Below are 15,823 nucleotides of genomic sequence, written 5' to 3'. Positions count from 1 at the left end.
GGAATCGATGTACATTTCGCTTTCAGACCACAGCGGCGGTAAACGGGACAAGTCACGGAACAACGCAACGGCACTGGCGGCGGAGGTGCCGTTCCGTTTGTCCCCGGTCATCCTCTGGTTGGGCATCGTGAGCATGGTGACGGACGTTTCTTCCGAGTCGGTCACGGCAATCCTTCCCTTGTACGTGACGGGGTTTTTAGGGCTGTCCACTATCGCGTTTGGCTTCATCGACGGCATCAACCAAGGCGCCAGTGCCATCGTCAGGATTGCGGCCGGGTGGGCAGCCGACCGCAGCGGGCACCCCAAACGGATAGCGCTGGCCGGTTATGGCCTTTCCATGCTTGCCAGAATCGGTTTCCTCTTTGCCGGTGGTTTCTGGGCGATTGCGGCCATTGTGACCGGCGACAGAATCGGCAAGGGAATTCGCACTGCACCAAGGGACGCACTGATCTCGGTCTCCGCCCAGCCAGAACATTTGGCGCGGTCCTTTGGCGTTCACAGAATGCTGGACAATATAGGGGCTGCGGCCGGGCCGTTGATCGCTTTCCTTGTCCTGTTGATGATTCCCAACGGATTCAGCACCGTCTTTGTGGTGTCTCTTGCCTTCGCGGTGATCGGAGTCGCCGTCCTGGCACTGGTTGTGCCGGATATCCGCGCCCACGGCCTGAAGAGCACTGAGGGACGGGAGGACCGGCGGCTCTTTGCCTTTTCGTGGAGCCATTTGAAGGAACCAGGGCTGGGCAAGCTGCTGATCGCCGCAGGCCTTCTGGGTGTGGTGACCATCGGAGATGGCTTCATCTACCTGGTTCTGCAGGCCAGGGACTCGTTCGCCGTCCAGTGGTTCCCGTTGTTGTTCGTCGGGACCAATGTGGTGTTCCTTGCCCTCGCAATTCCGCTGGGGCGGCTGGCTGACAGGGTGGGCAAAATTCCGGTTTTTGTGGGCGGGCATATCGCCTTGCTGGCAACATACCTTCTCGCTGCGGCGCCTTTCGGTGGATTGTGGGGCACTGTGGGGTGCCTGGTCCTCCTGGGAGCGTTTTACGCCGCAACCGATGGCGTCCTGGCCGCCTTGGCCAGCCAACTCACGCCGGCGGGGAAGCTTGCTACAGGAATTGCTTCAGCCCAAACGGTGGTGGCGTTGAGCCGGATGACCGCCTCCGCGGGCTTTGGCGTGCTCTGGTATGCCGTGGGAGCGTCGACGGCGATGGTGGTGGCCAGCGGACTCCTGGCCTGTGCAGTGGTGGCTGTCACCGTGATCCTGCGAAGTGCCGGGCCAGCCGCACAACAGGACGCGGGCAGCGGGGCATGAGTGGGACACTGACCGGCAGCAAGGCGCGGTGGGGTGTTCTCCTCGCCGTGACAGCACTCGTGTTGGCAGCGGCCGGAATCTATGCGGTGGGCGCCTACCAGCGGTTCGAAGAGAGCAGGACCGCGGCTTCGTCCGTAGGTATCACTGCTGGCCAGCCGCTTCCGGCTGCCCCTTTTGTCCTTTTCCGGAACACGGCGTCGGGCCAGGGCTATGGCAACGCGGCAACTGTGCCCCTGTCCGCTCCGGGCGGTACGCGGGCGGTGAGTGAACAAGAGTGCGACCGCGTCCATGGAACGGCCGAAACTGTAGTGTGCTTGAAGACGAACCGCGGGCTGGTGACCGCCTTCGAAGCAGCAGTCATGAACCGCGACTGGCAGATCCAGCGTTCATGGCCCCTCCCGGGCATTCCGAGCAGGACCCGGGTCAGCGCTGACGGCTCCATGATCGCTACTACCGTCTTTGTCACGGGTCACTCCTACGCTGCTTCGGGATTTTCCACAGCCACTGAAATCAGTTTGCCCGGGGGTACGTCCGGAAACCTTGAGGACTTCGCGTTGATGGTTAACGGTGAGCGCCTGGTTGCCACGGACAGGAACATCTGGGGAGTGACCTTCGCGCCAGGACAGAGTGATGTCTTCTACGCCACAGCGGCGTCGTCGGGCCGTGTCTGGCTGGTCCGGGGGAGCCTGTCCGCGAAAACCCTCACCGCCATTCACGACCATGTGGAGTGCCCGTCGATTTCTCCTGACGGTACTCGGATCGCTTATAAGAAGAACGACGGCGGAGGGCTGGTGGCCCATTGGAAGGTCGCCGTCCTTGACCTAGCGTCAGGTCGGGAAACGGTTCTTGCGGAAAAGCGTAGCGTGGATGACCAGATCGAATGGCTGGATGACCGGACACTGCTCTATGGCTTGGCAGATGATGCAGTGGAGGGCGACAGCAACATTTGGCAGCTTGGCACCGAACCGGGCTCGCAGCCCAGCCTGTTCATCGCCCACGCGTGGTCGCCAAGCGTCGTCCGCTGAAGCAGCCGCGGTGAGGGGCCATGATGCAGGTGCTCCCGCCACAACGAGCCCGCTGAAGAGGACGCGCTAAGGGAAGCGGCCGTGAAAGTGCCCCTGGCAAAGCTCCGCTGTCGCCCGACCCGGAGTTCAGGGGTCGGGCGCCAGCGGAAGCGGTGTGTCAGCAGACCCTCAGCATGTACCCAGCAGCCCGCAGAGCAACCCACCCGACTGGGTTGGACTGGGAGTCGGACTGGGCGAGGGGCCCGGGGAAGCAGTAGCCGTCGCCGTTGCCGTGGGTGACGGTGTGGGCGAGGCCGTCTGAGTAGCTGTGGGCGACGGAGCGGGTGCAGCCTGCTGCTGCGCCGGGGTGGTGAAGGAGTACACCACATCGACAAAGTAGTTGGTCGCGTTCCAGGAGTTGGCCGGCATGACGCCACCGGATCCATACCGGTAGCGGCCGTTGTTCGGGCCACTGGCGGTGAACACCCCGCTGGTGTAGGTCTGGTTGAAGAACCCTGAGGTGTAGGAGTAGCGGCCATTGGGTGCCCTGTAGGACACCACGTAGGTTTGGCCTGTCACCAACGCGACTGGTGCGGAGAGGGTGGCAGTTTGCCAGCCCGTGGCGGTCTCATTGGTGAAGGTCACCTGCGCCAGGCGCGAACCTGCCGAGTTCCACAACGAACCCACGTGGGTTCCGGTGTTGCCAGCCCCCTTGTAGAAACGTATGCCCGTTACGTTCCCTGCCTGCGAAACACTGAAAGCAGTACCAAGTTCCACAGGCATGAAGTCGGATGCGGAAACTATCTGGGGCGTCAGCGATCCAAAGATCGTGGACACCTGGACGGTGGGCGCCGCAGTGGTGAATTGCCAGTTGGTAGTCGGGAACGACTGCCCCTGTTGGGAGACGACATTACTGACGCTGGCCGAGATCACGGTGCTGTTGGGCAGCGCCGCGGTGGGGGTGAACGTGACGGTCCGGCTGTCCGCAGAGAGGGCAGCTGTACCGGCTGCCGGGTTGCCGTTCGCTGTCAGGGTGAACGACGCCCCCGGGCGGATGGCGGAGGAGAAAGTGATGGAAGGCTTCACATCCGTTGGAATGCCCGTGGCCCCGGGAGCCGGTACCTGTTCGGAGATCGTCAGGGGCTGCGCGGCGGTGGCGAACACCACATCCACCAGGTAACTGGCGGTAGAGGAGGAACCCGGGAAGTCACTGTTGTATCCGAAAGCTCCCGAGTCAGCCGCCGTACGCAGTGGCCCGCTGGTGAACCCTTCACCGAATCCGCCGGCGGTATAGGAGTACTTGCCGGTGGGGGCCTTGTACGCCGCCACGTACTCAGTATCGGCCGTAATGGTCACCGGTTGGCTGAATGTTGCCGTTTGCCAGCCGGTACTCGACTCATTGGTGAAGGTGACCGTGGCCAGGAGTTGTCCCGTGGCCGTGTAGAGCGAACCAGTGTGGGTTCCCGTGTTGCCGGCCGCCTTGTAGAAGCGCACTCCGGTGATCTGGCCCGCAGTGTCGCTGGCGAACCTGACGCCGAGCGACAACGAAACTCCGTCATCGGCGTTGGGTGTTGCAGGTGTCACTGTGTCCTGGTACAGCGTGCACGGGCAGACGCCGGGAGTACGCGGTGCTGGAACTGTGGTGAAGGTCCACGTTCCACCAGCAGACATCGGTTGCCCGGAGACGGACGTTGCCGTCACGGTGGCCGTGTAGGAGGTCCCTGCGGTCAAGGCAGCGGTGGGGGTGAACGTGACTTTACGGGTAGCTGAGTCATAGGTCGTCGCGCCGGCAACTGCGGCGCCACCCGTCACCTTGACTGCCATGCTGACGCTGGACGCCACCGCAGCCTCGGACAGCACGGCACTGACTGCGGTGTTCAGTGGAACACTCGAAGCGTTTGGCAGGGGCGAGTGTGAGCCGACCGTGAATGGCGGATTCGGTACCGTCACCACGACGTCCACCAAGTAGCTGGTGGTCGATCGCGAGGCGGCAAAGTCGCCGCTGTAGGTGTACGCCCCGGCATCCGATGCCGCCCGCAACGGACCAACACTGAGCCCTGACCCGAAGCCGTTGGTGGTGGCCGAGTAGGTACCGGTCAGCGACTTGTAGGACACGATGTACTCTGTGTTCGCGGCCATCTGGACAGGCTGGCTGAACATGGCGGTCTGCCATCCTGAGGCACTTTCGTTGGTGAATGCCACCGTGGCCAACTGCTGTCCTGCGGCTGTGTACAAGGCTCCGTTGTGGGCACCTGTGTTACCAGCGGACTTGTAGAAGCGGATACCCAATACCTCACCCGCGGAAACACTGGAGAACCTCACTCCGAGGGTCACCGGCACGCCTTCACGCAGCTCGGCGATGCCGGGTGTGACGGAGTCATCGAAGAGGCTGCAGGGGCAGGCGCCCGGAACAGGCATCGTGGCTGCAGTGGTGAAGGACCAGGTGCCACCGGCCGTGACCTGACCGCCGATTGAATCGGTGCCGGACAACGTCGCCGTGAATTGGGTGCTGAACGCCAGAGCGCTCGACGGCGTGAAAGTGGCCCGCCGCGTTGCGGCGTCGTACGCCGTAGTGCCTGCCACAGGTCCCGACGGCGACTGCAACGTCAGCTGGACGCTTGCCGCAGTGACCGGCTTGGAGAAGACGGCACTTACTTTGGTATTCACGGACACGCTCGACGACGACGGAATGGGCGTGTGGCCCGAGACGGTCATGGGGGAGCTGTCTACCGTGCTGAAGAGCGCGTCCGCGAAGTAGTTGCCACCGTTGAAGCTGGTGGTGGGGAATCCTGGCGAGGTGCTGTAGACGCCCGCCGGTTCAGCGCCGAAACCACCCGCAACCTTCAAAGGCGCGTCGGTGGAACCGAAACTCGCCCATTGATGGTCCTTGGTGGCGTAGTGGCCATTAGGTGCCCAATAAGACACCGTATATTTCTGGCCGGCCGCAACAGGCACGGCCTGGCTGAACAGGGCAGTTTGCCAGCCGGACGCAGTTTCATTGGTGAACGTGGTCGTCGCCAGGCGCTCGCCGGTCGCGCTCCACAACGAGCCGGTGTGCGTGCCGGTGTTGGCGGTGCTCTTGTAGAAGCGGACGCCGGTGATGAAGCCGTCTACAGAGGGGGTGAACCGTAGACCCATTTCGTAGGCTCCACCGTCACCTGAGTCTTTGACGGCAGGTACTGTTTGGCCGAAAACGCTGTACGGTCCGCTGAGGGACAGATTCCTGGTGACGGCGGCACCGATGTTGGCGCTGTCGTCGATGGCCCGCGCCTGGATGGTGGCCGTAGCGAGGCCCTTCTGGATGTACGTATAGGTCCAGCTCTGCTTTCCCGTGGCGGGGTGCCAGGTGGTTCCACCGTCGGTGGACACTTCGACGCCGGCCACAACGCCACCCACATCCGTGGCAGTGCCCGTCACGGTGACGGAGCTGCCGTGCGCCACGGTAGCCCCGTTGGCTGGTGCGGAGATGGCGGCGGTGGGCTTGGTGGTATCGGTGCTGGCGACCGCGGCAACCAATCCTGCCGCGCGAGTGGCGGGTTGCGCACCCATGTCGGCGAGGATGTTGACCTGCGCCTGCCGCATGCGGGCATCGGCGGGTGCGCCGTCGCCGTCGTGCTCCTGGTCCAGGCCCCAGGTCCACTGGACGCTGCCTGCTGAAAAGACCAACGCGCCACTGGCGGCGCGGTAAAGGGTTACGTTGTGGGTGGTGGTGCCGGGAGCTACGGTGTTGCCGAAGTCCTGCAGATATTCCGGTACGTTTCCCACGGTGGTGGAGAGCCTGATGAGTCCCGCAGGCCGGAACCCGTTGTCCAGGTCCTCATTGGATTCGTAGCCGACGGTGTGGGGTGCAAGTGCTGTCGAGGAACCTGCGGGCATCGATGCCAAGGTGGTGTTCCGCCATAGCCTAGTCTTGCCCTCGTCCGCTTTGACGGTCACCGGCAGGTCCGAGTGATTGGACATATAGATTGTCCCGGTTACGGCATTTTCGGGCAGGCCTCCGCCGTTGGCTTGGGAAGCGAAGCGCGGGTCACGCCATGTGCCTGTCCACTCCGTGCTGGGGTCGATCTTGGCGTTTCCCCAGGTTTCCTTGTAGCAAGTCAGGGTACGGTTGGCGGCACTGTCAACAGTTGAAGGCTCAAACCTGGTGCGCCAGTACATTTCGTTGCCCGACAGGAACTGGAGATTGACGCCGGCGTCCCTGGCGGCAGTGACGTTGGCCCGTTGGGGGCCCGACCAATATTCGTCGTGGCCGACCGAGAGGAACACCTTGTGGTTCAACAGCTCGGCGCCGTTGCGGTGCGTATCCAGGCCGCTGATATAGCTGACGTCATAACCGTTCTGTTCCAGGAAACGCACCATGGGGTATTCGTTGGAAAAGTAGAAGTCCCTTCCGCCAGGGCCATCCCTGGTTGCCATGGGCCGGTTGTAGCTGACTTTGTAGGACCGTCCGTTCGCGGCGCCCTGGTAGAAGTCAGAGCCGCCGTAGGTGTTGTAGGCCTGCCATGTCTGATCAGCGGTCTGGAACACGACGGCGGAGCGGTTGCCGTCATTGCGGACGATGAACGTGATGTGGCTCTTCGCACCCGTGTCCGGACGCCGGAGGAGCGCGATGTAGACCCCTGAGACAGCGGTGGCCGGGACCTGCCACGTCGCCGATACTGCCCACGTGCCGCAGTCGTACAGCTCCGTGGTGACGTCGCTGCGGCATGCGGGTTGGGTCTGGCGAAACACTGATGGCGTCACGTCAGCGATCTTGCGGGCGCCATTGCCCGCATACCAGCCCGTCCGGTAAATCCCGATGGTGTAGCTCGATGCGTTGGTATCCACCTTGAATCGGATGGGTTGGCCGGCATTGACACTGATCTCGGTGGAGAAGCCCTGGATGCTGTCGTCGCCGGCACCATTGATGTCCCACTCCGACGGCGGACTGCCGGTTTTGGAATTCTCACAGGCCACGAGGTTCACTACAGGGTCGCAAGGACCCGCAGCCACCGCCGCTGGCGCAGTAAGGGGCAAGAGGGCCGCCACCGTGGCGATCACCAAGGGCACGAGGAAACCCTTGAGGACTCGCTGGGGTCGGTTGGCTGAAGTACCGGGCATCAGAACTCCTGGGGGTGGCGCGCCGAAAATGCATATGCGGGTCCGCGATTTCATACACGGGCCCTGCTTGCCGCTCCCCAGCCAGGGTCAAACCAAGATCTTCAGTTATGGAACATGGGGCATTGTGCACTTGGCTCGACGTTCCGAAGATCGGGACCGGATCCGGCAGTGGCAGAACCAAAGTTCATGCTGCAGCCGGATCACCGGAACGAACAGGCCAAGTAGCCCTTGGCAGGAGTGTAGGGGTGTGTCCGGCCGATCACAAGGCGTTCCGGCAACAGATCCATGGATTTCGCTCAAACGGCAGTAGATTTAGGGGATACAACGGCCACCCAGGAGAACCGAAGCGCCTTGCACCTGAAAAGTTTGACTGTCCGAGGATTCAAGTCGTTCGCGTCGGCTACGACGTTCGACTTTGAGCCCGGCGTCACTGCTGTCGTCGGTCCCAACGGGTCGGGTAAATCCAACGTGGTTGATGCCTTGGCATGGGTGATGGGGGAGCAGGGTGCAAAAACACTTCGCGGCGGCAAGATGGAGGATGTCATCTTCGCCGGCACGTCCGGCCGGCCGCCCCTGGGCCGTGCGCATGTCTCCCTCACCATAGACAACGCGGACAACGCGCTCCCCATCGACTACAGCGAAGTCACCATCTCCCGGACACTCTTCCGGACCGGCGGCTCCGAATACGCCATCAACGGCGCACCCTGCAGGCTTCTGGACATCCAGGAACTCCTCTCCGATTCAGGCCTGGGTCGCGAAATGCACGTCATTGTGGGCCAGGGCCAACTGGACAGGGTCCTGCACGCCACACCGGAAGACCGGCGGGGTTTCATTGAAGAGGCAGCAGGAATCCTCAAGCATCGCCGCCGCAAGGAAAAGACCGTCCGCAAACTCGAAGCCATGCAGGCCAACCTGGCACGGCTCGGCGACCTTACCGCGGAAATCCGGCGTCAATTGACTCCTTTGGGCAAGCAGGCGGAAATCGCCCGCCGTGCCCAGACGGTCCAGTTCGATGTCAGGGATGCCAGGGCCCGCCTCCTGGCCGATGACCTGGTGCAGCTCACTACAAGTCTTGAACAGGATGTTGCTGACGAAGCGGCGTTGAAGGAACGACGCCAGGTGGTGGAGGCGGAACTGGGGACCGGACGTCGGCGCCAGGCTGCCTTGGAACAGCAGGCCGCCGAATCAACCCCGAAGCTCAACGCCGCGCGTGATCATTGGTACCAGCTCTCTGCCGGCCGGGAGAGGTTGCGTTCTCTTGGATCCCTTGCTTCTGAGCGTCGCCGGCTTCTGGGTTCCTCTGAGGCCGCGGCGGATACAGGACGGGACCCGGAGCAGCTGGAACGCCAGGCCGCCCGGGTCCGCGAGGAAGAGTCCGCCCTGCAGCATGACATCCTGGCGAAGCAAGCCGCACTTCTTGAAGCCACGGTGGCCAAGGACGCTGCTGAATCGCTGGCGGCCGCCGAAGACAAGCGGCTCACGGCCATGTTGCGCGCCGCTGCCGACCGCAGGGAAGGGCTCGCCAGGCTTGCAGGCCAAGTGGCGGCCGCCAGGTCCAGGGCCGAAGCCGCCGAAGCTGAACGTGGCCGGCTCAGGGAATCCCTCGCATCCGGCGAAGAACGTCGCCGCAAGGCCCAGAGCGAGTTCACGGCGCTTGAATCCCAGGTGGCCGGCGTTGAGGACGGCGAGGAGAGCTTGGATGCCGACTACGAAAATGCGAACGATGTCCTGGATGCTGTCCTTGCCGAAATTGAGGAACTGAAAGCCGCGGAACGGGAAGCTGTCCGCGAGAGGGATGCCCTGACAGCGCGCAGGGATGCCCTGCAACTGGGACTCAACCGGAAGGATGGCTCCGGCAGCCTCCTGACGGCCGAGGGCGTTCTCGGACCGCTGGCTGCGTTGGTGGCCATTGAGCCCGGTTTCGAGGCAGCCGTCGCCGCAGCATTGGGGAGCGCCTCGGACGCCTTGGTCGTTGCAGATGCTGCAAGTGCAGCAGCAGCCCTCAGATCCCTGAAAGACGCCGACGCCGGGCGGGCAGCCCTGGTTCTCGCCGGTGGTTCCGCCGCTGACGGAGATACTCCAGCCGACGTGCCGCTTCCGCACGGCGGCCGCTGGGCGTCCGACGTCGTGAAAATTTCCGATCCCGCAGCGGAAGGCGTGTTGGCCCTTCTGGCGGGGACCGCCGTCGTCGACGATCTTGACGCCGCGGCGGCCTTCATTTCCGAACAACCGGACCTGAAGGCGGTGACGAGGGAAGGTGACGTCTTCACGTCCCTGACCGTCACCGGCGGTTCGGCCACAGCGCCGTCGCTGTTGGAAGTCCAGGCAGCAGTGGACGACGCCGGTGCCCGCCTCCAGGAGGTCACTGCCCGCTTGGAGCGGGGCCGTTTTGCCCTGGCAGGCGCCCAGTCCCGCCGCGCTGAAGCGCAGGACCGTGCGGACGCCGCGCTGGAACGCCTGCACGAGTCCGATGCCCGACTGGCTGCAGTGGCGGAGCGCCTGGGCCACCTCAATTCCGTCCTTCGCAGTGCCGTGGGCGAAAGCGACAGGCTGGCCGCCTCCATGGCCAAGGCCGAAGCCAACATCGCTGAAGCCCAACTGGATCTTGAAGTCGCCGCGGAACGCCTCGCCGCCGCCCAGGAGGCCCCGGACGAGGAACCATCCACGGATCAGCGCGACGAACTGGCCGCGCAAGCCAGGATGGCCCGTTCCTTCGAAACAGAAGCCCGCCTGGCCCTCAGGACGGCAGAAGAGCAACTGGGGGCGATCAGCAACCGGGCCGCGTCGCTTGAGCGGGCAGCCGCAACGGAACGGCGCGCCCGTGAAGAGGCGGCCCGTAGGGCCCAGCGCCGCCGAGCCCAGGCGCAGCGTGCGGCAGCAGTAGCTTCAGCGGTGGAACAGGCCCTGCGGTTCATCGATGTCTCGGTGGAGGCTGCCGGCTGGGAGCGCGACCTCGCAGAGCAGACCCGGGAACGGCTGGAGACGGAGCTGACGCTGGTCCGGACCGGCAATGAGGCCTTGGCGAAGGAGTTGGCCGAACTGACGGACTCCGTGCATCGGGACGAGATGGCGCGGACCCAGCAGCGCCTGCGTATCGAGGCCTTGGAGACACGTTCCATAGAGGAACTCGGCCTGTCCGGCGAACAACTCGTGGCAGACTATGGACCCGGGCTGCCTGTTCCGGTGCCCGCCGGAGCCACTGCCGACAAGTGGGCAGAGCTCCGGACACCCGTTGATGAGCATGGCCAGGCAATAGTGGACGGCATTCCGTTCGTCAGGGCTGAGCAGGAGAAAAGACTCAGAAAGGCTGAGCGGGAGCTGGCTGCCTTGGGCAAAGTGAACCCCCTGGCTCTGGAGGAGTTTGCCGCACTGGAAGAACGGCATCAGTTCCTCAGCTCGCAGCTCGAAGACCTCAAATCCAGCCGCAAAGACCTGTTGGACATCATCAAAGAAGTGGACGCCCGGGTCCAGCAGGTCTTCACTGAGGCCTTCGCCGACACCTCCGCCCAGTTCGACCACGTCTTTGCCAGGCTTTTCCCCGGCGGTGAGGGAAAGCTGGTACTCACGGATCCCGGCGACATGCTGAACACGGGAATCGAAGTGGAGGCACGGCCCGCGGGCAAGAAGATCAAACGGCTGTCCCTGCTCTCCGGTGGTGAACGGTCCCTCACGGCAGTGGCACTGTTGGTGGCAATTTTCAAAGCCCGCCCGTCGCCCTTTTATGTCATGGACGAAGTGGAAGCGGCACTGGACGACACCAACCTGGGCCGGCTCATCACCATTTTTGAGGAACTGCGCGAGTCCAGCCAGTTGATTGTGATCACCCACCAGAAGCGGACCATGGAAGTGGCAGACGCCCTCTATGGGGTGACGATGAGGGGCGATGGCGTCTCCACCGTCATCAGCCAGAGGCTCGGTGCCGGGGCGTAGCTTTATGAGAAGGTAGGGGAGTGAACGATTTCCTACCCATAATTCTGTCCATTCTCGCTGCCCTCGTGGTGGTCGGCGGACTCGTGCCGGTACTCCTGAAGGCCCGGAAGTCCGGAGCGAAATACCCCGGAACCCGGGATGCGAACGACCCCCTGCAGTCGCCGGCAGCGGGCGGCGGAACCTTGGTGGAAGAGCGCCCGGACGCGGTGAAGGCCCCGGCTCCCACCTTTGACGGAACCGTCGAGGGCGCGGATGTGCCCGATGATGCCGCCGGGCTCGAAACCATTGCCATCGACACTCCTGCGCCGGTTGAAGGCCGCCTGACCCGCCTGCGCGCCCGCTTGGTCAAGTCCAACAGCATCCTGGGCAAGGGCCTCCTGGCTCTGCTGTCCGGCGACAAGATCGACGAAGACGTGTGGGACGAGGTGGAGGAAACCCTCCTCCTGGCCGACCTCGGCACCGAACCCACCATGCAGCTGGTTGATGCACTGCGTGAGCGCGTGAAGGTCTTGGGCACCCGCAGCCCCGAGGACGTCAAGGCGATGCTCCGCGAGGAACTCATCAAGCTGGTGGATCCCTCCATGGACCGCTCGTTGAACGTCGAGCGCAAGGGTGACCGTCCCGCCGTCGTGCTTGTTGTTGGTGTGAACGGCGTGGGCAAGACCACCACGGTGGGCAAGCTGGCACGCGTCCTGGTTGCCGAAGACAAGGACGTCCTGCTGGGGGCCGCTGATACTTTCCGCGCAGCTGCTGCCGAGCAGTTGGCCACGTGGGGACAGCGTGTAGGTGTCCCCACCGTCAGGTCGGACATCGACGGCGCCGACCCCGCCTCGGTGGCTTACGAGGCCGTGAAAGCCGGCATCGACCAGGAGGTCGATGTTGTCATGGTGGATACCGCTGGACGACTGCAGAACAAGACCGGCCTGATGGACGAACTCGGCAAGGTCAAGCGCGTCATCGAGAAGCTGGCTGAAGTGGACGAGGTCCTGCTGGTGCTGGACGCCACTACCGGGCAGAACGGCCTCAACCAGGCCCGCGTTTTCGCCGAGGTGGTCAATATCACCGGCATCGTGCTGACCAAGCTGGACGGAACCGCAAAGGGCGGAATCGTTGTGGCCATCCAGAAGTCGCTGGGCGTGCCGGTCAAGCTCATTGGCTTGGGCGAAGGCCCCGACGACCTCGCACCGTTCGACGCCGAGAGCTTCGTGGACGCACTGCTCAACTAGCGCGGGTCCAAACCCTCCGCACTCAACTGGCTGGCAGCTTGGTGCGCCCTGAGGACTCAGGGCGCACCAAGGCTGCCCGTCAGTTTTTGGGTTTAAGGGGTTCCCGGGCCAGTAACCAACCTGCTGCCGTGAGGAGCAGAACGCCACCTGTGATGCCAAACGCCCAGCCATAGCCCAGCTGGTCGGCCAGGAGGCCCGCCACAACCGGTCCGATGATGGCACCCGTGTCCGCAGCCATTTGGAAGACCGCGAGCACCTTGCCTCCGGAGCGTCCCCTGCCAATGACATCAGCGACGGCGGCTTGTTGGGCCGGGCCCAACAAGCCGGATCCGAACCCAGCCACCGCAGAAGCGACAAGGAATCCGGTCAGGTCCGTGGTGAGGCCGATAACGCCGGTGGCCGCGCCCGTGATGAGCAGTCCGGGGATCAGCAGGGGCTTCCGTCCCCAGGCATCGGCCAAACGCCCGGAGAAGGTCAACGCCAAGGCGTTGCCCACCGCAAAGATGGCCAAGGCCCAGGCTGCCGTCTCAGGTTTGGACTGCAGGACAGCCACCGCGAACAGTGGAATAGTAGCCATGCGGACACCGAACGTCACCCAGCCATTACCGAAACTCGAGAACACCGCGGCACGGTAAGCGGAATCGGACAGAGCTTCCTTCAGGGTCATGGCCGGTGCCGGCTCAGCATCTTCTGCGGCGTTGCCCTCACCGCTCAGCATGGTCCGGACCACCAGCGCCGCCACCAGGAGCGCTCCTGCGTACGCCAGGAAAGGTACCCGGAGGCCGAAACCTGCCAGCAGACCTCCTACTACCGGCCCCAGGACGCTGCCGATCAGGAAGGCTGAGGCATACGCGCCGGAGACCCGCCCTCGTCGTTCAGGGGGTGCGAGGCGGATAAGCAGTCCCATCGCGGCCACGGTAAACATGACGGAGCCGGCTCCTCCGAGGCCACGGAAGATCAGCAGTTGCCAGTAATCCTGGGCAAACGCGCACGCCGCCGTGGACACTGCCACGATCAGCAGGCCTGAGACGTAGACGTTCCGTTCTCCAAAGCGTCCGATCAGGGCACCGCCTGCCGGAGCAAACACCAGGCGCATGAAGGCGAAGATGCTGACGATCACAGCGGCAGCCGTGGCGCCAACGTCGAAGGTGGTGGCGAATTGCGGCAAGACGGGCGCCACCAGCCCGAACCCCAAGGCGATCAGGAACGCTGCAGCCAACATCACCTTAATGTCGCGGGGCAACGGGGCTTTGTCCTGCCGGATCCTTGGAGCTTTGACGGATCTGGGCGGCTGCGTCATACGGGGCGGGTCCTTCAGGTGATGTGGGGCCGTGGTGGGCCGGATGGTCAAAAACCGGGGATTTCCAGAGAAGTCCGACGCCTGAAACATATCCGTAACACCGGAGATATGCACCATTTACGTTGGGGAGGTTGTTGTAACCAGCGCGCAATATAAAACCCGAGCAGGTGAAACACGGCGGCACAAAACTCTTAAGCAGGACGCAAACGGCGTCAGGACAGCGGTTGAACCGCAGATCTAGCAAGAGAGGAACGTGCACCATGGAACTTACCGCAGGTCACGTATGGGTCATGGTGGCGGCGGCGCTTGTGCTGTTCATGACACCTGGTCTGGCATTTTTCTACGGCGGCATGACACGCGCCAAGGCAGCCTTGAACATGATGATGATGAGCTTTATCTCCATCGGCATCGTGGGCGTCGTCTGGGTGCTGTGGGGCGCCTCAATGAGCTCCGGCGAGGGCTTCATGGAGATCGTGGGCAACCCGTTTGCCACCTTCGGCCTCGAAGGCATCAATACCCCTGATGGGCTCATCAAGGTTGGCTACGCAGCCACCTTCGCCATCATCACTGTTGCACTGATCAGCGGCGCGATCGCTGACCGCGCCAAGTTCGGCGCCTGGAGCATCTTCGTTCCGGTATGGGTGACCCTGGTCTACTGCCCGCTGGCCTACATGGTCTGGGGTGGCGGCCTGTTCGGTCCCGAAGGCGCAATCGGCAAGGCCCTCGGCCCGGCCATCGACTTCGCCGGCGGCACCGTGGTGCACATCAACGCCGGTGTGGCGGCGCTCGTCCTGGTCCTCATCATCGGCAACCGCCGCGGCTTCGGCAAGGACCCGAACCACCGCCCGCACAATATCCCGTTCGTCATGCTCGGTGCAGCAATCCTCTGGTTTGGCTGGTTCGGCTTCAACGGCGGTGCAGCAACAACAGCAGAGCAGGGTGGCCTGATCTGGATCAACACTCTGGCAGCTCCCGCAGCGGCCATGATCGGCTGGCTCATCACCGAACGTATCCGCGACGGTCACCCGACGTCGCTGGGCGCAGCATCCGGCGTGGTTGCCGGCCTCGTAGCCATCACCCCGGCATGTGCCAACGTCAGCCCGGTCGGGGCCCTTGGGCTTGGTGTCGTTGCCGGTGTGGCTTCCGCCCTGGCCGTCGGCCTCAAGTTCCGCTGGGGCTTCGATGACTCGCTGGATGTTGTAGGCGTCCACCTCGTCTCCGGCATCATCGGCACCGTGGCGCTGGGCTTCATCGCCCTTCCCGCCGACGGCGTAGGTGGCGGCCTCTTCTACGGCGGCGGCATGACCCAGATGTGGGCCCAGCTCGCAGCGGCCGGCATCGCCATCGCGTTCTCGGCCATCATGACGGCCATCATCGCCTTCGCCATCCACAAGACCATGGGCTTCAGGGTTTCCACGGAACAGGAGAACGTTGGCGTCGACCTCAGCCTCCACGCTGAGACGGCCTACGAATTCGGAGTCAACGGCCACGGCGGCAGCTTCCAGCCGCTGCACAACGCCATGACTGGAAAGTCCGAAACCGCCGCAGCCAAGACCCCCGCAGAAGGCAAGGAGAGTGTCCAGGCATGAAGCTCATTACAGCGATCGTCCGCCCCGAAAAGCTTGAAGCAGTCCGGGAAGGCCTCGAATCCTACGGGGTCCAGGGCCTGACGGTCAGCGCGGCCAGCGGCTACGGCCGCCAGCGCGGCTACACCGAGGTGTATCGCGGAGCTGAGTACAACGTGGATTTGCTGCCGAAGATCCGCATTGAGGTCCTCGCCACGGATGAGCAGGCCGACGACATCCTGGATGTCCTCATCGCCAGCTCCAACACCGGACGCGCCGGTGACGGCAAGGTGTGGACCGTGGATGTCTACGAAGCAGTCCGGGTAAGGACCGGGGAGCGCGGCTCGGCAGCAATCTAAGTCCTGCACCCAAAAGGCGGGCCGGGTACC

Annotated in this window: 8 protein-coding genes; 6 read left to right on the top strand and 2 right to left on the bottom strand. The window is 63.7% G+C overall.

Translation table 11 applies throughout. The annotated features are described in order from the left end of the window. The first annotated feature begins 85 nt into the window (after nucleotides 1-85). Together ABQM86_RS12825 and ABQM86_RS12820 are read left to right on the top strand one after the other, a co-directional pair. Nucleotides 86-1,309 carry an MFS transporter gene (locus ABQM86_RS12825; RefSeq protein WP_369746667.1) on the top strand — a complete coding sequence of 408 codons (1,224 nt, stop codon included), beginning with the start codon at nucleotides 86-88 and terminating at the stop codon, nucleotides 1,307-1,309. Continuing rightward, nucleotides 1,306-2,334 (top strand): TolB family protein, encoded by a 1,029-nt coding sequence (locus tag ABQM86_RS12820; RefSeq protein WP_369744594.1) that lies wholly within the window; start codon nucleotides 1,306-1,308, stop codon nucleotides 2,332-2,334. Before ABQM86_RS12825 ends, ABQM86_RS12820 begins: the two co-directional genes overlap by 4 nt. A gap of 168 nt (nucleotides 2,335-2,502) precedes the next feature. On the opposite strand, the gene ABQM86_RS12815 is transcribed toward ABQM86_RS12820, so the two are convergent. Beyond that, complete coding sequence (locus ABQM86_RS12815; protein ID WP_369744593.1) at nucleotides 2,503-7,413, bottom strand: DUF4082 domain-containing protein; 4,911 nt, start codon at nucleotides 7,411-7,413, stop codon at nucleotides 2,503-2,505. Between the two features lie 351 nt (nucleotides 7,414-7,764). On the opposite strand from ABQM86_RS12815, the gene smc reads away from it, so the two are divergent. Together smc and ftsY are read left to right on the top strand one after the other, a co-directional pair. Beyond that, nucleotides 7,765-11,343: a chromosome segregation protein SMC gene (gene smc / locus ABQM86_RS12810; RefSeq protein WP_369744592.1), complete on the top strand. Its 3,579-nt coding sequence runs from the start codon at nucleotides 7,765-7,767 to the stop codon at nucleotides 11,341-11,343. Nucleotides 11,344-11,363: 20 nt separating this feature from the next. Next, a complete protein-coding gene (ftsY, locus tag ABQM86_RS12805) occupies nucleotides 11,364-12,569 on the top strand; it encodes a signal recognition particle-docking protein FtsY (protein WP_207593801.1) in 1,206 nt (401 codons plus the stop codon). Between the two features lie 79 nt (nucleotides 12,570-12,648). Here ftsY and ABQM86_RS12800 read toward each other — a convergent pair whose 3' ends face one another. Beyond that, nucleotides 12,649-13,869, bottom strand: a complete 1,221-nt coding sequence (locus tag ABQM86_RS12800) for an MFS transporter (protein WP_369744591.1) — start codon at nucleotides 13,867-13,869, stop codon at nucleotides 12,649-12,651. Nucleotides 13,870-14,129: 260 nt separating this feature from the next. Between ABQM86_RS12800 and ABQM86_RS12795 the strand changes: the two genes are divergently transcribed. Together ABQM86_RS12795 and ABQM86_RS12790 are read left to right on the top strand one after the other, a co-directional pair. Next, nucleotides 14,130-15,458, top strand: a complete 1,329-nt coding sequence (locus tag ABQM86_RS12795) for an ammonium transporter (protein WP_207593799.1) — start codon at nucleotides 14,130-14,132, stop codon at nucleotides 15,456-15,458. Further along, on the top strand, nucleotides 15,455-15,793 hold the full coding sequence (locus ABQM86_RS12790; RefSeq protein WP_089595433.1) for a P-II family nitrogen regulator: 339 nt from the start codon (nucleotides 15,455-15,457) through the stop codon (nucleotides 15,791-15,793). The genes ABQM86_RS12795 and ABQM86_RS12790 overlap by 4 nt, the downstream gene beginning before the upstream one ends. The last annotated feature ends 30 nt before the right edge of the window (nucleotides 15,794-15,823 follow it).

Origin of the sequence: Paenarthrobacter sp. AMU7 (assembly GCF_041200195.1) — a bacterium.
In the GTDB taxonomy this organism is placed as follows: Bacteria; Actinomycetota; Actinomycetes; order Actinomycetales; family Micrococcaceae; genus Arthrobacter.
The sequence above is the reverse complement of the archived record's forward strand: the minus strand, read 5'-3'. Positions and strand labels throughout refer to the sequence as shown.

Bases quoted from the DNA above. Each gene is read 5' to 3' on its own strand.
- ABQM86_RS12820 (WP_369744594.1), top strand. From the start codon at position 1,306: ATGAGTGGGACACTGACCGGCAGCAAGGCGCGGTGGGGTGTTCTCCTC.
- ABQM86_RS12815 (WP_369744593.1), bottom strand. From the start codon at position 7,413: ATGCCCGGTACTTCAGCCAACCGACCCCAGCGAGTCCTCAAGGGTTTC.
- ABQM86_RS12800 (WP_369744591.1), bottom strand. From the start codon at position 13,869: ATGACGCAGCCGCCCAGATCCGTCAAAGCTCCAAGGATCCGGCAGGAC.
- ABQM86_RS12795 (WP_207593799.1), top strand. From the start codon at position 14,130: ATGGAACTTACCGCAGGTCACGTATGGGTCATGGTGGCGGCGGCGCTT.
- ABQM86_RS12790 (WP_089595433.1), top strand. From the start codon at position 15,455: ATGAAGCTCATTACAGCGATCGTCCGCCCCGAAAAGCTTGAAGCAGTC.